Origin of the sequence: Micromonospora sp. NBC_00421, assembly GCF_036017915.1 — a bacterium.
Taxonomy (GTDB): Bacteria; Actinomycetota; Actinomycetes; order Mycobacteriales; family Micromonosporaceae; genus Micromonospora.
In genome coordinates, this window is the sequence record NZ_CP107929.1 from 6505401 (window position 1) to 6524180 (window position 18780).

The 18780-nt window shown below is 74.6% G+C and carries 13 protein-coding genes and 2 pseudogenes; 10 read left to right on the top strand and 5 right to left on the bottom strand.

What is annotated here, in order from left to right:
- Positions 1 to 11: 11 nt before the first annotated feature.
- From OHQ87_RS27965 to OHQ87_RS27990, 6 genes and pseudogenes are all read left to right on the top strand, one after another.
- Entirely contained in the window at positions 12 to 758 is a 747-nt protein-coding gene (locus tag OHQ87_RS27965) for an ABC transporter ATP-binding protein (protein WP_328342706.1), read from the top strand.
- Entirely contained in the window at positions 755 to 1645 is an 891-nt protein-coding gene (locus OHQ87_RS27970) for a branched-chain amino acid ABC transporter permease (RefSeq protein WP_328342708.1), read from the top strand. The genes OHQ87_RS27965 and OHQ87_RS27970 overlap by 4 nt, the downstream gene beginning before the upstream one ends.
- Positions 1642 to 2763 carry a branched-chain amino acid ABC transporter permease gene (locus OHQ87_RS27975; protein WP_328342710.1) on the top strand — a complete coding sequence of 374 codons (1122 nt, stop codon included), beginning with the start codon at positions 1642 to 1644 and terminating at the stop codon, positions 2761 to 2763. The genes OHQ87_RS27970 and OHQ87_RS27975 overlap by 4 nt, the downstream gene beginning before the upstream one ends.
- 184 nt (positions 2764 to 2947) lie before the next feature.
- Positions 2948 to 3565, top strand: a pseudogene (locus OHQ87_RS27980) (DEAD/DEAH box helicase); the annotation flags it as partial.
- A 135-nt stretch (positions 3566 to 3700) separates the two neighbouring features.
- Positions 3701 to 5215, top strand: a pseudogene (locus tag OHQ87_RS27985) (helicase-related protein); the annotation flags it as partial.
- 216 nt (positions 5216 to 5431) lie between these two features.
- Positions 5432 to 6619, top strand: coding sequence for a hypothetical protein (locus OHQ87_RS27990; RefSeq protein ID WP_328342711.1), 1188 nt, complete (start codon positions 5432 to 5434; stop codon positions 6617 to 6619).
- Between the two features lie 34 nt (positions 6620 to 6653).
- Here the strand turns inward: OHQ87_RS27990 and OHQ87_RS27995 are convergent, their stop codons facing one another.
- Positions 6654 to 7070, bottom strand: a complete 417-nt coding sequence (locus OHQ87_RS27995; protein ID WP_328342712.1) for a helix-turn-helix domain-containing protein — start codon at positions 7068 to 7070, stop codon at positions 6654 to 6656.
- 260 nt (positions 7071 to 7330) lie between these two features.
- Here OHQ87_RS27995 and OHQ87_RS28000 point away from each other — a divergent pair, with 260 nt between their 5' ends.
- A complete protein-coding gene (locus OHQ87_RS28000; protein ID WP_328342713.1) occupies positions 7331 to 7771 on the top strand; it encodes a hypothetical protein in 441 nt (146 codons plus the stop codon).
- Between the two features lie 7 nt (positions 7772 to 7778).
- Here the strand turns inward: OHQ87_RS28000 and OHQ87_RS28005 are convergent, their stop codons facing one another.
- The 4 genes from OHQ87_RS28005 to OHQ87_RS28020 all read right to left on the bottom strand — a co-directional run bounded on the left by OHQ87_RS28005 (position 7779) and on the right by OHQ87_RS28020 (position 12549).
- Entirely contained in the window at positions 7779 to 9011 is a 1233-nt protein-coding gene (locus OHQ87_RS28005) for a class I SAM-dependent methyltransferase (protein ID WP_328342714.1), read from the bottom strand.
- 447 nt (positions 9012 to 9458) lie between these two features.
- The gene (locus OHQ87_RS28010) at positions 9459 to 11246 is read right to left on the bottom strand and encodes a DEAD/DEAH box helicase (RefSeq protein ID WP_328342716.1); all 1788 of its coding nucleotides are present in this window, start codon (positions 11244 to 11246) and stop codon (positions 9459 to 9461) included.
- A gap of 371 nt (positions 11247 to 11617) precedes the next feature.
- Positions 11618 to 11845, bottom strand: coding sequence for a DUF3107 domain-containing protein (locus OHQ87_RS28015; protein WP_328342717.1), 228 nt, complete (start codon positions 11843 to 11845; stop codon positions 11618 to 11620).
- A gap of 65 nt (positions 11846 to 11910) precedes the next feature.
- Positions 11911 to 12549 carry a TetR/AcrR family transcriptional regulator gene (locus tag OHQ87_RS28020; protein WP_328342719.1) on the bottom strand — a complete coding sequence of 213 codons (639 nt, stop codon included), beginning with the start codon at positions 12547 to 12549 and terminating at the stop codon, positions 11911 to 11913.
- A gap of 2198 nt (positions 12550 to 14747) precedes the next feature.
- On the opposite strand from OHQ87_RS28020, the gene OHQ87_RS28025 reads away from it, so the two are divergent.
- From OHQ87_RS28025 to OHQ87_RS28035, 3 genes are all read left to right on the top strand, one after another.
- The gene (locus tag OHQ87_RS28025; RefSeq protein ID WP_328342721.1) at positions 14748 to 16508 is read left to right on the top strand and encodes a Daple; all 1761 of its coding nucleotides are present in this window, start codon (positions 14748 to 14750) and stop codon (positions 16506 to 16508) included.
- Positions 16509 to 16586: 78 nt separating this feature from the next.
- Positions 16587 to 17693, top strand: a complete 1107-nt coding sequence (locus OHQ87_RS28030; RefSeq protein ID WP_328342723.1) for an alpha/beta fold hydrolase — start codon at positions 16587 to 16589, stop codon at positions 17691 to 17693.
- 5 nt (positions 17694 to 17698) lie between these two features.
- Positions 17699 to 18766, top strand: coding sequence for a DUF3152 domain-containing protein (locus tag OHQ87_RS28035; protein WP_328342725.1), 1068 nt, complete (start codon positions 17699 to 17701; stop codon positions 18764 to 18766).
- The last annotated feature ends 14 nt before the right edge of the window (positions 18767 to 18780 follow it).

The window sequence follows — 18780 nt, forward strand, 5'->3', positions numbered from 1 at the left end:
AAGACGGCGCGGTGACGTCGGTGCTGAGGGTGGAGGGGTTGTCGGTGCGGATCGCCGGGCTGCACATCCTCCAGGGGGTGTCGTTCACCGTCGCGCCGACCGGGGTGACAGTGCTGCTCGGGCGCAACGGCGTCGGCAAGACCACCACGTTGCGCGCGGTCCTCGGGCTCACCCCCCGGGGCGGCGAGGTGCGCGGCACCGTCCGGACGGGCCAGCGGAGCCTGCTCGGGCGGCCCACCCACCGGCTGGTCCGCGACGGGCTCGGCTACGTGCCGGAGGACCGGGACGTCTTCGCCGGCCTCACCGTCGCCGAGAACCTGCGGCTCGCCGAACGACGCGGCACCACGCCCGCGTACGACCGGGTGTTCGCGCTCTTTCCGGAGCTGGACCGGCGCGGACGGCAACGGGCCGGTTCGCTCTCCGGCGGGCAGCAGCAGATGCTCGCCATCGGCCGGGTGCTGCTCAACGACAACCGGCTGCTGCTCGTCGACGAGCCGACCAAGGGGTTGGCGCCGAAGGTGGTGACCGAGGTGGCCGAGGTGCTGGAACGGGTCGCCGAGACCGTGCCGGTGCTGCTTGTGGAGCAGAACCTGGCGGTGGTGCGCCGGCTGGCCACCGACGCCGTGGTGCTCGCCGCCGGCCGGGTGGCCTGGGCCGGGGACGCGTCGGAACTGCTGCGGGAGACCGAGCTGACCCGCTCCCTGCTCGGCGTCGGCTCCGGCGGCCACGGCCCGAGTGAGACAAGGGTGCACCAGTGAGCGACATCGTGCTGCTGACGTTGACCGGGCTGGGCCTGGCGGCGCTGTACTTCCTGGTCGCCTCGGGGCTCTCCCTGGTCTTCGGGCTGGCCGACGTGCTGAACTTCGCGCACGGGCTGTTCCTCGGCGTCGGCGCGTACGCCACCTGGTGGGCGGCTGGGAACCTGCCCGGCGCCGGCCCCGACGGCCTCGGATTCGTGCTGGCGGTGGCCTTCGGGGTGGCCGCCGGGGTGCTGGTCGCGGTGCTCGTGGAGCTGGTGCTGATCCGACCGCTCTACTCCCGCACCATCGAACAGGTGCTCGTCACCGTCGGCCTGTCGCTGGCCGGGGTGGCGCTGCTCCAGGCCACCTGGGGTGCGGACGCCCGGCCGTTCCCCCGGCCGGCGTGGACCCGGCAGGTCACCACGGTCCTCGGGGCGAACGTGCCCAACGGCGGGCTGCTGCTGATCGTGGCGGCCGTGCTGGTGCTCGGCGCGCTGCTGGCCTTCCTCCGCTGGACCCGGTACGGCCTGATCATCCGGGCCGGGGTGGAGAACCGGGAGATGGTCACCGCGCTCGGCATCGACGTGCGCAAGGCGTTCACCCTGGTCTTCGCGATCGGTGGGGCCGCCGCCGCACTGGCCGGGGCGCTCGGCAGCACCTACTACGGCACCGTCTCACCCGGTCAGGGCGGCTCGCTGCTGATCTTCGCGTTCATCGTGGTGGTGATCGGCGGCATGGGCTCGGTGGTCGGGTCCGCGTACGCGGCCGTCGTGGTGGGGCTGCTGCAACAGTTCGTCAACTACTACGGCCCGTCCGGGCTCGGCGACATCTGCGTGGTCGGGCTGCTCGCCGTGGTGCTGCTGCTGCGTCCGCAGGGCTTCGCCGGGAAGGTGGCACACGCATGAGCGACTCGATGGTCGACGCACCACCGGCCGCCGTACCGGCCGAGCTGACCCCGCCCCGGTCCCGCTGGCACGGGGTGCGGCCGTTCCTGCCGCTGGGGGCGCTGGGCGTGGCGGCGATCGTGCCGTACTCGACCGTGCACCTGCCGGGGCTCTTCGAGGGGCCGCTGAACTCGCCGGGCACCCTGCAACTGCTCGCCATCTGCCTGGTCTTCGGCGGTCTCGCCGCCGGCTACGACCTGCTGTTCGGGCGGACCGGGATGCTCTCCTTCGGCCACGCCCTCTACTTCGCCGCCGGGGTGTACGGCACCGACGTGCTTGTCACCCACGCCGGGCTGGCCCTGTGGCAGGCGGCGCTGCTCACCGTGGTCGGCGCGACCACCCTCGCCGGGCTGCTCGGCGCGATCGCGCTGCGTACGGTCGGCATCGCCTTCGCCATGGTGACGCTGGCCTTCGCCCAGGTCGGCGCGATCCTGGTGACCAGGGACTTCTGGGGCTTCACCGGCGGCGAGGAGGGGTTGCCGCTCGACGTCTCCGGGCTGCCGGCGGCCCTGGTCGGGGTGACCAACACGGTCAACCTGTACTGGCTGGCGCTGGCCTACCTGGCGGTCGTGGTGCTGGTGGTGCACCGGGTCAGCGGCTCGCCGACCGGCCGGGTGCTGGCCGGGCTGCGCGACGACGAACGGCGGATCGGGGTGCTCGGGCTCGACCCGTACCGGTTCAAGCTGGTCGCGTTCACCCTGGCCGGTGGGCTGGCCTCGGCCGGCGGGGTGGTGTACTGCCTGATCGTCGGCGGGGCCAGCCCACACGTCACCACCTCCGAGCTGACCCTGTCGCTGCTGGTCATGGTGGTGCTCGGCGGCCCGGGTACGCGCTGGGGGCCGGTCCTCGGCGGCATCGTCTACATGTACCTCGACCACCGGCTCACCGCGTTCGGCAGCAGCGCCGCCGTGGACGCCCTGCCCGGCGTGCTGAGCGCCCCGCTGAGTCAGCCGCTGTTCGTCCTCGGCACCGTCTTCATCCTGGCCGTCTACTTCTTCCCCGGCGGCCTGGCCAGCCTCGCCCCCCGCCTCGCCCCCCTAACCCGACCCCTCCGCCCCTCCCCCCGCTCCCCCCGCTAGCCCCGCCGGTGTGCGCCGCCGGGATTAGCCCCGCCGGGTTAGCCCCGGTGATCAAGAGGTTTGCGTCATCCAGAAGCTGGATCGTGACGTAAACCTCTTGATCAACTCCTTGGGAGGTCGGGCTGTCCGGCCGGGGTGGTAGGAATGGCGGGTGGATCAGGGGCTGGCGGGGGATCAGGGGCGGGTGGGGGTGCGGGAGCGGGCCGAGGAGGTGCTGCGGCGGCTCGCCGGTGCGCATGCCCGGCTGCGTGAGGACCAGTGGCGGGCCATCGAGGCGCTCGTGGTCGACAAGCGCCGGGTGCTCTGCGTGCAGCGCACCGGGTGGGGCAAGTCGGCGGTCTACTTCGTGGCCACAGCCCTGCTGCGCGAGCGCGGCGAGCACGGGCCGACGGTCATCGTCTCGCCGCTGCTGGCGCTGATGCGAAACCAGGTGGAGGCGGCGGCCCGCGCCGGCATCCGGGCCCGCACCATCAACTCCGCCAACCTCGACGAGTGGGACCAGATCACCGCCGAGATCCACGCCGGGGCGGTGGACGTGCTGCTGATCAGCCCCGAGCGGCTCAACAACCCGGACTTCCGCGACGCCGTCCTGCCGAGGCTGGCCGCGACCACCGGACTGCTGGTGGTGGACGAGGCGCACTGCGTCTCCGACTGGGGGCACGACTTCCGGCCCGACTACCGCCGGCTGCGTACCTTCCTGGCCAACCTGCCGGAGCGGACCCCGGTGCTGGCCACCACCGCCACCGCCAACGAGCGGGTGACCCGGGACGTCGCCGAACAACTCGGCACCGAACCGACCCCACCCCCCGCCGACCGCGCCGCACCTCCCGCCGACCGCGCCGCACTTCCCGCCGACCGTGCCGCGTCGCCCGCTGCGACCAGCATCGACCGCGCCGCGTCGCCCCCCGACCCTGCGGCGTCGCCCGTCGGCGCCGGTGGGCGGCGGCCGGACGTGCTGGTGCTGCGGGGCACGCTCGACCGGGAGTCGCTGCGGTTGGCCGTGCTCGACCTGCCCAGCCCGGCGCACCGGCTGGGCTGGCTCGCCGATCACCTGGACGCGCTGCCCGGCTCCGGGATCATCTACACGCTCACCGTCGCGGCGGCCACCGAGACCGCCGAGTTCCTGCGCGGGCGCGGCTGGTCGGTGGCCTCCTACACCGGTCAGGCCGAGGACGCCGACCGCCGCGCCGCCGAACAGGACCTGCTCGACAACAAGATCAAGGCCCTGGTGGCGACCAGCGCGCTCGGGATGGGCTTCGACAAGCCCGATCTCGGTTTCGTCGTGCACCTCGGGGCACCGCCCTCGCCGATCGCCTACTACCAGCAGGTCGGCCGCGCGGGCCGCGCAGTCGAACACGCCGAGGTGCTGCTGCTGCCCGGTGTCGAGGACGCCGCCATCTGGCGGTACTTCGCCTCGCTCGCCTTCCCGCCCGAGGAGCAGGTGCGGACGGTGCTGGCCGCCCTGCACACCGACCGGCCGCTCTCCACCCAGGCCCTGGAACCCATCGTCGACCTGCGCCGGACCCGCCTGGAACTGATGCTCAAGGTGCTCGACGTCGACGGCGCGGTCCGCCGGGTACGCGGCGGCTGGCTCGCCACCGGCGAGCCCTGGACCTACGACGAGGCCCGGCTACGTCGCGTCGCCCAGGCCCGCACCGCCGAGCAGCAGGCCATGCGCGAGTACGCGAGCACGCCCGGTTGCCGGATGCGTTACCTGCGGGAGTGCCTGGACGACAGCGGGGCGGACGACTGCGGCCGGTGTGACCGCTGTGCCGCGCCCCTGTTCACCGCCGACGTCTCCGGCCCCGCGTTGACCGCCGCACAGACCTTCCTCGGCCGTCCCGGGGTGCAGATCGCCCCCAAGAAGCTCTGGCCGACCGGCCTCGACGCGGTCGGCGTACCGCTGAAGGGGCGGATTCCCCCGACGGAGCAGGCGCTGCCCGGTCGGGCCGTGGGGCGGCTGTCCGATCTGGGCTGGGGCGGTCGGCTGCGCGGCCTGGTCGGCCCGGACACCGCCGACGGCCCGGTCCCCGACGACGTGGCGGCGGCCGTGGTCGAGGTGCTGAAGGCCTGGGCGCACGGCGACGACCCGTGGCCGCGCCGCCCGGCCGGCGTGGTCGCGGTAGGTTCCCGTAGCCACCCGGCCCTGGTCGCCTCGCTCGCCGAGCGCATCGCCACGGTCGGCCGGCTGCCGCTGCTCGGCCTGGTCACCCCGATCGGCCCGGCGGGGGCCGGCGGGCCGCGCGGCAACAGCGCCCAGCGGGTACGCGCCCTGCACGACGCCTTCGCCGTCGCCGACGAGGTGGCCGGGGCGCTGGCCGGGTTGGACGGCCCGGTGCTGCTCGTCGACGACCTGGTCGACTCCGGGTGGACGATGACGATGGCAGCCCGCCTGCTGCGCCGGGCCGGCGCCCCCGACGTCCTCCCGCTCGCCCTCGCCGTCGCCGGCTGACCCGATCCGGATGCCGACCGTTCGCGCCGCCCGCCTCGGGTCGCGCCGCCCGCCTCGGGTCGCGCCGCCTGCCCGGGTCGCGGTCTCGGCGATGAGCGGACGGTCGCCGGCAGACGGGCCGACCGGACCCGGTTCCCTGACCGGCCGTATTGCGACCGTCGCCACGGTGTCCGGCCGTCGCGCCGACGCCGACGGCGACGGCGGTACGGTGGGCGGATGGCCGACCAGCGATCCGTCACCCGGCCCGCCGACCCGGCAGGTCGCGGCGGGCCGGCGACCGACGAGGGCAGCTCGGACCAGGTGGACCGGGACGCCCGGGGCGTCGTCGGGAGCGTCGCGGAACCGGCGGACCGGGGTGGAGCGGGCGTCGTCGGGAGCACCCTGGAACCGGTGGACGGGGATGGACCGGGCGTCGACGGGGGCATCGCGGAGCCCGGCGGATGGACGCTGCCTGCGGGTGGGGCCGCAGCCGGTGGTGGGGCGTCGGGGGTCGCTCCGGATCGGGCCACGCTGCGGCTGGCGCTGGTGGTGGGTGGCCTTGTCCTGGCCGTCCTGCTCGGCTTCGGCCTCGGCCGGGCCAACGGGAGACCGGCCGGTCCCACGGCGGCGACCGCGGCCACCGCCACCGGTGACCACACCCACGCCCCCGGCACCGGGGCACACCAGCACGACGCGACCGCCGGGCAGCCGGCCGGCGACGCGGCCACCGGCCTTTCGGTCACCTCCGGCGGCTACACGCTCACCCCGTCGGGTGGGGAGTTCGTCGCCGGGCGGGCGGGTGAACTGCGGTTCCAGATCCGGGACGCCCAGCGGCGGGCGGTCACCCGGTTCGCGATCGTGCACGACAAGCCGATGCACCTGGTCGTGGTACGCCGTGACCTCACCGGATTCCAGCACCTGCACCCGACGATGGCCACCGACGGCACCTGGTCGGTCCCGCTGACCCTGCCCGAGCCGGGCGTCTGGCGGGCGTACACGGATTTCACAGTGGTCGCCGACGACGGCCGGCAGACCCCGGCCACGCTGGGCGTGGACCTGGTCGCACCGGGGGACTACGCGCCCCGCCCGCTGCCCGCCCCGGCCACCCGGGCGACCGTGGCCGGGTTCACCGTCGACTACACGGGCAGCCCGCAGGTGGGGATCGCCGTACCGCTGCGGTTCCAGGTCCGCGACCAGGCGGGACGGCCCGCCAACCTGGAGCGTTACCTCGGCGCGTACGGGCATCTGGTCGCCCTCCGGGAGGGGGATCTGGGCTACCTGCACGTGCACCCCGGACCCGGGCCGGCAGGTGACACGGTGACCTTTTGGCTGACCGCGCCCGGCCCCGGCAACTACCGGATGTACCTGGACTTCCAGGTGGCGGGCGTGGTGCGGACCGCCGAGTTCACCCTCACCGTCCGCTGACCCGGACTCAGCCGGCCCGGCGGGCGGGCCCGACTCAGCCGGCCCGGCGGACCGGGCGGCGGGCCAGGTAGCGGAGCAGATCGCGGATGTGGTGCTTCTCCTCGGCGGGCACCGACGGGTCGGCCAGCCGGTCGAGGATCACCCTGATGTCCGCCTCCACCGGGCCGTCGTCGGCGCGTCGGCGGGGCACCGGCCCCGAGTCGGGCAGGCCGAGCGCCCGGAAGGCCGCCGCGACCGGCAGGTCGAGGGCGGCGCAGAAGCCGCGCACCTTGGCCAGCTCGGGGTAGTCCTGCCAGTCACCGGCGAGCCAACGGAAGACTGTGGACCGGCCGACACCTGTGTGGGCCGCGAGGTCGCTCACCGTCCAACCCCGCTCGTCACGGGCGTCGTCGATGGCCCGCCGCACGAAACGCGCGAACGCCATCTGTGGGGAAACCTCTGTCGAACCCATGCCGGTGAGATCGTCCCCTTCCGGGGGGAGTCGGGGTGTCCGGTGCGCCCTTCGAGGGTAGTACGACGAGCTGACGGTGTGACTCACCGACCGACCGCCGGGCCCCGGCGGCGGGTGCCTGACGGGCTGCGGCGCAGGTCGTGGCCGTTTCGTCGCCCTCGGGGAGCGGTGGCCGTTGTCATCCGTCAACTAAACTCGACAGGTCCCCGGGCCACCGATCCCTTCCCGGACCACTTCCCGGGCCACCCAGGAGGAGCAGCATGGCCGAGCCCGACCGTCCGGTGCCGCACCGCCCGGGTGCGGTCAGTCTCTTCTTCGTCGCCAAGGCGGGCGTCTTCGCCCTGGGCTTCTGGATCTGGTTGCTGGTGCTGGTGGCGACCGGTGACGGGGCGGCGACCGGGGCACACGTCCTGGCCGCCGCCGGCGCTGTCACCACCACCCTGGTGGGGGTGGTGCTCGGCGTCCGGTTGGCCCTGCAACGTAGCGCCGCCGCCCGGCACGCCGAACTCAAACGCCTCCTGGTCGACATCTCCTGGAACGCCTTCGCCGCCGCCGGCAACACCGAGACGTCCGGCAATGTGGTGCCGTTCCCCACCTCGCCCGCCGACGACGAGCGGGGGACGCGCGAGCGGGTCTCCTCGGTCTTCGACCGGTCGACGGGGGAGCGGCCCGGCGGTCGGGGTGGCGACCGGCGTCGCTGAGCCCGGTTCAGGCACCGCCGGTCGGCGTGGGACGGTCGTCGAGCAGGGTGGCCAGCCGTGGGGTCACCTGCCACTGGTCGACCAGCTGTCGGTATTCGGCCTGCGGCCCGTCGCCGCCCGGCCCGCCAGGTGCCCGCTCCGCGCGGCCGCCGGTGCCTGTGCCGGTGCCTGTGTTGGCGTCGGTGCCGGTGCCGGTGCGGCGGGCCCGGATCAGCAGATTCCGGGGGGTGTGCCGGGAGTCGACGAACTCGACCACCTCGGCCCGGTAGCCGTGCGCCCGCAGCAGCCCGGCCCGCAGCGCGTCGGTGAGCACGTCGGCGAAGCGTTCCCGCAGGATGCCCTGCCGGGTCAGCAACTCGTACGGTGCCGGCGTCGGCCGGGCGCGTAGCTGCGCCGCGAGGTCGTGGTGGCAGCACGGCGCGGCGAGGATCCACCGGGCGTCCCAGCGCACCGCCCGGGCCAGCGCCTCGTCGGTGGCGGTGTCGCAGGCGTGCAGCGCGAGCACCAGGTCGGGGGCGGGCTCCACCACCGCGTCGGCGATGGTGCCGGCCACGAAGGAGACCCGGTCGGCCCAGCCGAGGCGTTCGGCCAGCTCGCCGTTGCGCTGCCGTTGGTCCTCTCGGACGTCCACCCCGACCAGCTCCACGTCCAGCCCCCGACCGGTCAGGTACCGGTAGGCGGCGAAGGTCAGGTAGGCGTTGCCGCAGCCCAGGTCGACCACGCGCAGCCGTCCGGTGAGCTCGTCGGGAAGGGTGGCGGCCAGCGCGCGCAGGAAGGCGTCCACCTGCCGCCGCTTGGCGGCGTTGCCGCCGATCGTCGCGAAGATCGGGTCCCCCGGGTCGAGCAGGTACTCCTTGGCCCGGTCGTGGCGCTCCGGCTCGGCCGCCGGACGGCTGGCCGCCGCCCGGTGTACCTGTGCCTCGCCGGACTTGGTCACCCGTAGCTGGAGGGTCGCCACCGCGGTCTCCACGTGCCAGTTGCCGAACGGCTCGGCGAGCAGCGCGTCGACCGCCGCGTCGGCGTCCGCGCCCGGCACCACGTTCCGGGTGTACGGCCGGACGCCGTCGGACGTGGAGATCTGTAGCCTGGTGCCGGCCTTGAGGGCGACCGGGCGTAGTTCGGCGCGTACCACGGAGGGACGCTGCCCCCTGCGTCGGCCGGCGGCGACGGCGCGGGTCAGCGCGGGGTCGAGCAGCAACGCCCGTACCTCGGTCAGGGCGGCGTCGAGCGATTCCGGCATCGTTCCATCATCCTTTCCGCCCGACCGGTTGCCGCGGGCGGGCCGGCCCGGGGTGTCCCGCACCGCACCGGTGCCCCACCCGGCGGCATCCCGCGACAAGCCCGTAGCTGGTCTGCTCCCACCCGCACAGACCCAGAGGGGCCTCAAGATCAGATTGCAGTTTTGCAGACGACACGCCGATGCGAGTACGCGAAATCGCAATCTGATCATGGTGCCCTCTCGCCAACCAAAGCCCGAGGATGAGCTGGGTCTGCTCGTGTCCCGGGCCAAACGGAGGCGGAGGGCCCGGCTACGGGCTGGCTCGGCCCGGGTTCGGGTCCGAATGGTGGTGACGCTGGTCCGCACCGCCGACCCGCCGACGCCCGCCCCGGGCGGAAACGCGACATCCCCCGGGACGCCCATACGGGCCGGGGGATGTCGGTGGTGTCCGTCAGTCGGTGGTGTCCGTCAGTCGGCGGTGGCCTCGGCCGGCGTGTCCGTGCCGGAACCGCCGCCACGGCGACGCCGCCGACGACGGGGCCGGGTCGACTCGCCCTCGGCGGCCGGCCCGGTGGCCGCGCCTGCGGCGGTGGCGGTGTCGGTGGCCGCGCCCGTGGTGGTAGCCGCGCCTGCGCCGGTGTCGGTGGACTCCCCGCCGGTCACCGCGGTCGACTCGCCCACGACCACCTCGCCGGCCCGACGGCGACGCCGGTGGCGGGGGGTACGGGTGCCTTCCTCGGCGGACTCGACCGGTGCCTCGGCGGCGTCCGGCGCGTCGGTGCCGGGGCGACCCCGACGCCGTTCGCCGCGACCGCTGCCCGCGCCCCGGCCACTGCTCTCACCCCGGCCGCCGCCGTCGCCACGGCCACTGCTCTCACCACGGCCCCGACCCTCGCCGCGTCGGGGGCTCCGGCCGCTGCTCTCGCCCCGGCGGGACCGGCCACCCAGGTCCTCCTCGACCTCGGCGGAGAGCCCGGCGCGGGTCCGCTCGGCGGTCGGCAGGGTCCCGGTCATCTCGGACGAGATGTCCAGGTCGGTGTAGAGGTGCGGGGAGGTGTGGTAGGTCTCCGGCGGCTCGGGCATGTCCAGGCCGAGCGTCTTGTCGATGATCCGCCACCGGGGCATGTCGTCCCAGTCGACGAAGGTGACCGCGACACCTGTCGCCCCGGCCCGACCGGTACGACCGATCCGGTGGGTGTAGGTGTCCTGGTCTTCGGGGCAGTCGTAGTTGATGACGTGGGTGACGCCGCTGACGTCGATGCCCCGGGCGGCCACGTCCGTGGCGACCAGAGTGTCGATCTTGCCGGCCCGGAACGCGCGTAGCGCCCGCTCCCGCGCGCCCTGGCCCAGGTCACCGTGCACCGCGGCCACCGCGAAACCACGGAAGTCGAGGTCTTCGGCGACCCGGTCGGCGGCCCGCTTGGTACGGGTGAAGATCATGGTCAGCCCGCGCCCCTCGGCCTGGAGGATCCGCGCCACGATCTCGATCTTGTTCATCGAGTGGGTGCGGTACGCCAGCTGCTGGGTCTGCGGCGACGGGCCGGTCTCGGCGGTGTGCCCGGCGTGGATCGTCACCGGCCGGCGCAGGAACCGCCGGGACAGGGTGACGATCGGGTCCGGCATGGTGGCCGAGAAGAGCATGGTCTGCCGGTCCTCCGGCAGCATCGCCAGGATCTTCTCGACGTCGTCGAGGAAGCCCAGGTCGAGCATCCGGTCGGCCTCGTCGAGCACGAGCGCACGGACCCGGTCCAGCCGCAGGTGCTTCTGCTTCTGCAGGTCCATCAGCCGACCCGGGGTGCCGACCAGGATCTCCACGCCCTTGCGCAGCGCGTCGATCTGCGGCTCGTACGCCACCCCGCCGTAGATCGGCAGCACCCGCACGCCCCGGGTGCGCCCGGCGGCGGCGAGGTCCTTGGCGACCTGGATGCCCAGCTCACGGGTGGGTACGACGACAAGCGCCTGCGGCACGCCGTCGCTGCCCTCGCCCGGCGCGAGAAGCCGCTCCAACAGCGGTACGCCGAAGCCGAGGGTCTTGCCGGTGCCGGTCGGCGCCTGCCCGATCATGTCGGTGCCGCGCAGCGCGATCGGGATCGCGTACTCCTGGATCGCGAAGGCGCGGGTGATGCCCGCCGCGGCCAGGGCCTCGACGGTCTCGGGCCGCGCGCCGAGCGCGGCGAACGTGGGGGCCTCCGGGCGGACCGGGGCGGTGGGGACCAGTTCCTGGCCCTCCAGTTTGTCGAGAATCTGTTCGCTCATCTGGATCTGGGGGTGCCCTCTCGTGGTGCGCCCCGTTTTGTCCTCAGGGCGCGTTCGGTATGGCGCGGGCCACGCGATCGGCGGCGGAAAATCGCCGAGCCGGACCGGGCCGCACGCGCGCCGCAGGCAGGACTTCGATCAGATCGGCGCCCACGGCAACACCCTCATCCTACCTGAGCAGGCAGGCAGACGCCCCTGACCTGGAGGCCCGGCTTTTCGCCGGGGGTGGAAAATGTGACCCGGGTCACCGTCGGCCGCCGTCGGCGGCCGGAGAGCGGGCTGACGGAGCTGACCGGCCACGATCCGGTCAGGGCAGCCCGACACCGGGCCCGGCCTGCGGCGGGATCACCCGCCGCAGGGGCCGGACCGGTTCAGCGAACGGTGAACCCGACCGCGCGGGGGGACGCCTCGGCGATCTCGACGTAGGCGACCTTGCCGACCGGCACGATGACCCGTCGACCCTTCTCGTCGGTCAGGGACAGCGTCCCCTCGGCCTTGGCGAAGGCGTCGGTCACGATCTGCTCGATCTCGGCCGGCGACTGCGCGCTCTCCACAACCAGCTCGCGCGGCGCGTACTGCACGCCGATCTTGACCTCCACTGTGCCTCCTCAGGTGGGCGAAATAGCCGCCGATCGGAAGGCTATCCGATCTCGGGGCAGGATGTTCAGGCCGACTCACCCTGGAGCGGGAAGCTCGCGATGCCCCGCCAGGACAGCGCGGCGACCAGCGCCTCCGCCTCGGCCTTGGGCATCCGCCGGCCGCCGGCCAGCCAGAACTGGGCGGCGGTCTCGGCCGCGCCGACCAGGCCGGAGGCGAGCAGTTCGGCGTGCGGCCGGCTGACCCCGGTGTCCGAGATGATGGTGTCGGTGATCGCCGCGATGCAGCCCTGCTCCACCCGCTCGACCCGCTGCCGGACCGCCGGATCGTTGCGCAGGTCCGACTCGAAGACGAGCCGGAACGCCTCGCTCTCGTGGTCGACGAAGTCGAAGTAGGCCCGCACCGACGCCCCGACCCGCTCCTTGTTGTCGCTGGTGCCGCGCATCGCGTCGTGCACCTTGGCGACGATGGCGTCACAGTGCGTGTCGAGCAGCGCCAGGTAGAGATCCATCTTTCCCGGGAAGTGCTGGTACAGCACCGGCTTGGAAACCCCGGCCCGCTCGGCGATGTCGTCCATCGCGGCGGCGTGGTACCCCTGCGCTACGAACACCTCCTGAGCCGCCGCGAGTAGCTGCTTACGGCGTGCTGAACGGGGTAGCCGGGTGGGCCGGCCGGCAGTCTGCGCACCGTTCCCCACAGCGGTCATGGGAACCTCCGAGTTTCGTCATTCCAGCCGGCACTTCTACCCCGTACCGGTCAGGGCACTCACCCCGGCCCCGGAATTGGCCCGCCGCTGTAACTTATCGCCACTGTCACCACACGGTAGCCTCAGCGAGGGCGACCAAGGAGCGCGCGGTGAGTGAATCAGGGCAACCCGGTGCCGCCACCCCGGGAGAGCACGACGACGGTACGGGTCAGCAGGACGACCTGGCCCGTTCCGTCAGCGGGTGGGCACCTGGGGCCGGGTGGTCCGGCGGGGCCGACGCCCCGGGCTACCGGGAGGCCGGGTCACCGTGGAACCGGGCCGACCCGACGGCGGGCTGGGGTGGGCCGCCCTCGCGACACGGAGACCTACCTGCGCCGTTCACCACTCCGCCGGCCGGCGAGGAGCCCCTCCGTAACGGTCGGGCGCACCACAATGGTCACGACTCGGCACCGGATTTCCCGGCCCCCCCGCGTCATCCGGTGAGCGCCCCACCCGGCGATCCCCGGTACGCCGGAGACGAACCCCGGGTCACCGACGGTGACCGGCTGGTCGTCCCGGCCCAGCGGCCGGTGCCGCCGACCGAGCAACAGCACTCGGCGGAGGCCGCCCGACACTCTTCGGACGATCCCCCCACCCCCGGCGCCGGGCGCTGGCCCGACGGTGACGTTTCCGCCTCGGCCGGCACCGGGCGCTGGCCCGACGGCGACGTGCCCGCATCGGCCCCGCCTGCGGTGCAGGTCCCCCCGGTGGGCACGGCTGCTTCCGGGTTCGAGGTGCCGCCAGGTTTCCACGCCCCCGAGCCGGGCGAGGCCGGGTCCTCCCCGCCCGGAGTCCGCCGCGAGTGGGGTGGCCGCTTTTCCGCCGAGGGTGAGCGGCGCGACGAGGCCGACCGCTTCGCCCCGGGGGAGCCGTCCGCAGGCACCGAGTCGGGTGGCGCACAGCCGCGGCGCACCGAACCGGGTGGCGGAGATCCATATGGTGCCGGGCCGCCTGGTGTCGGGCCGCCTGGTGTCGGGCCGCGTGCTGCCGGGCCGGGGGGTGGCGAGTCGCGTGCCGCCGGGCCGGAGGGTGGCAGGCCGCATGGTGGCGGGGAACGGTCGTCCACCGAGCGCCGGCAGGCCACCGCAGCGGACGAACCGGACTGGTCCGGCCCGAGCTGGAACCGGCCGAGCTGGGGCGGGACCTGGGCGCCCTCCTGGGCCCGCGACGAGGACCCGTCTGCCGCCCGCCGGACCCGGGCCGAACGGGCGGCGGAGTGGTCGGCCGAGCCCGCCCGCCCCTACGAGCCGGTGCGCGCCGAGCCCGCCCGTCCGTACCAGCCGGTGCGCGCCGAGCCCGCCCGTCCGTACGAGCCGGTGCGCTCGGAGGTGCCGCGCCCGTACGAGCTGACCCGCTCCGAACCGGTCACTCCACCGGCGGTACCGGAGCCCACGCCGCCCGTGGTCGACCGATCCGACCGGCACCGGCCGACCGCCGACCGGTCCGCTCCGGGTCATCCCGGCCCCGACCGCCCCGACCGTGACCACCCCGATCGTCACTGGTCCGAGCATCCCGACCCGCCCGGACAGAGCTGGTCCGAGCACCCCGACCCGCCCGGACGGAAGTGGTCCGACCGCACCGACCGGCCCGATCGTGACTGGTCCGACCGCCCCGATCGGGACTGGTCGGCTCGTGACCGGTCGGATCGCACCGGTCGGCCGGGCCAGGACCGGTCCGATCGCACCGATGGCGACCGCACCGACCGCGACCGGTCTGACCAGGAGTGGTCGGATCGCACGGACCGGCCCGGACAGGACCGGCCCGCGCGGGACTGGCCTGACCGCAGCGGTCGACCGGAACGGGGGGAACGGGACTGGTCGGATCCTGCCGCGCGGGACTGGTCCGACCGGGTCGAGCGGTCCGATCGTGAGCGGCCGTCGGGTGAGCCGCCGGTACCGGAGCGCACGGTGGACCGGTCGGCCGAGCAGCCCGGGTGGGCCATGGGCCGACTCGCCGCCACACCGCCCGCCGTGCCGTCCCTGCCCTATGACGAGCCGGCCGGCATGCCACCCGCCCCTCGCGGCGAGCCGGCCGGAACGCCTCTCCTGCCCCGCGACGAACCGGTCAGGTTGCCGCTGCCCCGGGACGAACCGGCCGGCTTGCCGCTGTCTCGGGACGAGCCGATCAGGTTGCCGCTGTCTCGGGACGAACCAGTCAGGTTGCCGCTTTCCCGGGACGAACCGGTCGGGTTGCCGTCCGCCTCCGGCGGTGAACGGGGCACCGGGCTGCCGGCCACCCCACCGGCCGGTCGTACCGAGCAACCGTTCCGGCTCCCCCGGGACGAACCGGTCGACCGGCCGGCCGCCCCACCGGCCGGCCGCGCCGAGCAACCGTTCCGACTTCGGTCGGTGCCGACGCAGCCGCCCGGTCCCGCCGACCTTCCCGGTCACCCGCCGGAGCCCGCGGCCACCGCCGTCGGCACCCATGCCACCGCCGTCGGCGCCCCCACCGCGAGCGGGCCACGCCGCCTGGACCAGATCCCGCCCGCGCCCGCCCCGACGAGCGACCCCCCCTACGCGGCCCGCCGATCCGCCCCTGACCCGCTGACCACGGCCGAACCGGTGGTGGACGAACGGAGGCCGGACCGGGGCACGGCGGTGCTGCCGCAGCGCGTCCCTGCCGAACCGGACGTCCCCGTCGTGCCGGAGCCGCCAGCCGTGGAGCCCCCCGCCGAGACCCCCGAACTCGCCCGAATCGCCACCCACCTGCGCCGTGACGACGAGCCTGCCCCACCGCGGGAACGCCCCGAGGGCTTCGACGTCAACGCGATCCTGGACGCCGTACGTGAGGTGGCCGGGGTGCGGGACGCGGCGTTGCGTCGTACCCCGGCCGGGGCGCACAGCCTGCGACTCGACCTGTCCGACGGGGCCGACCCGGCGGAGGTGAGCCGGCTGGTGGCCCGACTGCTCCAGGAGCGGATGGGCCTCGCTGCGGCACCGCAGAACCTGTCCGGTGAGCCGAGCGCGCCGGTGCCGCCGCCGCTGCGCCGCCGCACCGGTGAGCCGCGCTCCGGGGAGACCCGTGGCCGCGACGAGTCGACCCCGACCGATCGCCGGGACCCGAACCACGGCGCACCGACCGGCCGGGCCCGCACCGGCCTGCCGTCCGCCGGCCTGCCGTCCGCCGGCCCGCCGGCCGTAACCCCGCCGGTGCCCATGGAGGAGCGGCCGGTCGGTGCGCCCGCCCGGCTGACGGGGGAGCCGTCGGTCGACGGGCCCGGCCCGGAGCGACCGGTTGCCGGGGTCGGCACCGGCGGGGAAGCCCCCACCGGCGGACCGATCTGGGACGAGGAGCAGCCGGCCGAGCAGTCGCCGACCGTGTCCGGGGCACCCCGGCGACGCCGGCAGCCGACCGCCCACCGGGGTCGGGCCAGCGTGGAGGAGACAGTCCCGGGTTCGCAGTTGCCGCCTCCGACAGGGAGCCCGGCGACGCTCAACGCGTCGTACTCGGGTGGTGGGCAGATGACCACGACGGAGACCGCGCCCTCGCGACCGTTGGACACCGGCGGCGTGCCGGGGCCCCGGGTGGTCATCGACCACGTCCAGGTGAGCACCTTCGGCCTGGACGCCAACGTCGAGGTACGCCTGCTCGCCGCCGGTGAACCGGCGGCGGGGCACGCCACCGGGCCGGCCGTGGACGGGTACGTGCTGCGGCTCTGCGCGGTGGCCGCCGCGGCGGCCGTGGACGAGTTGCTGCGCCACGCCGAGCGCACCGTCGAGCGGGGACGCTGCTTCGTCGAGCACGCCGCCGTGGTGCCGTTCGGCAACTGCGAGGTGGCGACAGTGGTGGTGCTGCTGGTCTGCGACGGCTGGGTGGAGCAGTTGGCGGGTTCGGCGCTTGTCGCCGGGGATCCCCGCCAGGCGGTGGTCCGGGCCACCCTGGCGGCGGTCAACCGTCGCCTCGAAGCGCTGCTCGCCTGACTGTGCGGCTGGCCTGATCATGAGCCTGGCTGACCTGGCACGTTGTCGGTACGGGGACGGGACGGGAACACTGCCGGTATGAAGCGCGCCGCCCTCTGGCCCGAGGAGCACCTGCCCCCGCACCGGCTGCCCCCTCCCTGGCCCGGCCGGGCGGTACGCCTCGACGGCATGCTCACCTACGTCCGGGACACCCCGGCCACCGGGCCGGACGCGGAACCGGCGCTCTACGTGCACGGACTTGGCGGTTCGTCGCAGAACTGGACGGACCTCGCCGGCCTGCTCGCCGACCGCCTCGACGGGCAGGCGATCGACCTGCCCGGTTTCGGCCGTAGCGAACCGGGGCTGCGGTACACCATCCCGGCCTTCGCCGAGCGGGTGGTGCGCTGGATCGAGCACTCCGGGCGGGGTCCGGTGCACCTGTTCGGCAACTCGCTCGGCGGGGCGGTCTCGGTGTACGTCGCAGGTCGCCGGCCGGACCTGGTGCGTACCCTCACCCTGATCTCGCCGGCCCTGCCGTTCCTGAACTTCGGCCGCTCGTTGCAGGGGCGGATGCTGCCGCTGCTGGCCATCCCGCGCGGGGAGCGGCTGGCCGCCTGGCGGCTCGCCCAGCTGGCCCCGGAGGTGATGGCCCAGCAGGCGATGGAGGCGTGCGTGGCCGACCTGAGCCGGATCAGCGAGCAGCGCCGGCAGGAAGCGCTGGAGGAGATCCGGATCCGGTACGAGGCGACCCACTACGCCGCCGCGTACGTCCGCACGTTCCGGGGCCTGGTCGCCAGTTTCCTGCGGTCGTACCTGCCGGGGCCGGGGTCGTTGTGGCGGATCGCCGCGGGGATCCAGGCGCCTACGCTTGTGGTGGGGGGTATGAAGGACCGGCTGGTGGACGTCCGGGTGGCCCCGCAGACGGCCCGGATCATCCCGGACAGCCGGCTGATGATGCTGGCCGGTGTCGGGCACGTGGCGCAGCTGGAGGTGCCGCGTACGGTGGCCCGCGCCGTGCTGCACCTGCTCGCCGAGGTGGCCGGGAGCACGCCGCCCGACCGGCCCCCCACGCCGCCCGTCAGTGGTGACGTCGGGCGGCCTGACGCCGACACCCACCCCGGCGGTGACGTCGCGCCACGGGCCGGCGGGAGCGACGCGCCGGAGTGCGGTGGTGACGCGGCGTGGCAGCCCGAGGTGGCATCCTGAGCCGGATGTCTGCGCTCCTACGTCACGGTCCGCGACCGACCCGCGGCACCCGCCGCCCTTCCGTCGCCCTGCGCCGCCTCTCCCTGGCCCTGCGCCGCCTGCCCGTCGCCCTGCGCCGCCTGCCCGTCGGCACCGGTCGGTCGCGTCCGGCGGTGCTGGCCGTCGTACTGCTGCTGGTGGTGGTCTCCGGCGGGCTGGCGGTCACCGCAGGTGCCGAGCCGGGTGTCGGTCGGCTGGTCGCCAGGCCGGTGGCGACCCCCGTCGCACCGTCCGGCACCGCCCTCGGCACCGGCTACGCGTCGGGAGCCGCTGGTGTCTCAGGGTCGGTCGGTGAGCTCGGGCGGGCGGGGCTCGCCCACGGCTCCGGGCCGGTCGGCCCGTCCGCTGCGGCCGGACCGGTGCCGCCGGTCGAGGTGCCGTCCGCGGAGCAGGCCGGGGCCGTGGTCCCGACGACGACCGTGCCGCCGTTGGCGTTGTCCGGGCCGGTGCCGACGACCGGCGGGGGCACCTTCCGGTACGACGACCGGGCCGGGACCATGCTCGGCCGGTCCGGCGTGCTGCGGCGGTACCGGGTGGCCGTGGAGGACGGCTCCGGCGAGGACGTCCGGGACTTCTCCGACCAGGTGCAGGCGGCGTTGGCCGGGCCGGGCAGTTGGGTGGACGGCGGGCGGTTGCGGCTGCTCCGGGTGCCGGGGAACGCGCCGTACGACTTCACCGTCGAGCTGGCGACCCGGAACACCGCGGGTCGGTTGTGCCGGGCCGGGGGCGTCGACATCCGGGTCGATGGCGTGCCCTACACGTCGTGCCGGGCGCCGGGGAAGGTGATCCTCAACCTGGACCGGTGGCGGACGTCGGTGCCGCACTTCGTCCGGGGTGGTGTGCCGTTGGCGCTGTACCGGACGTACGTGGTGAACCACGAGGTGGGCCACCAGTTGGGGCACCGTCACGAGGGGTGCCGGGGGCCGGGGCGGCCGGCGCCGGTGATGCAGCAGCAGTCGCTGTTCCTGCACGGCTGCACGGCGAACCCGTGGCCCTACCTGAACGGAAAGCGGTACGCCGGCCCGGCGGTCTGAACCAAGGGCTGTCC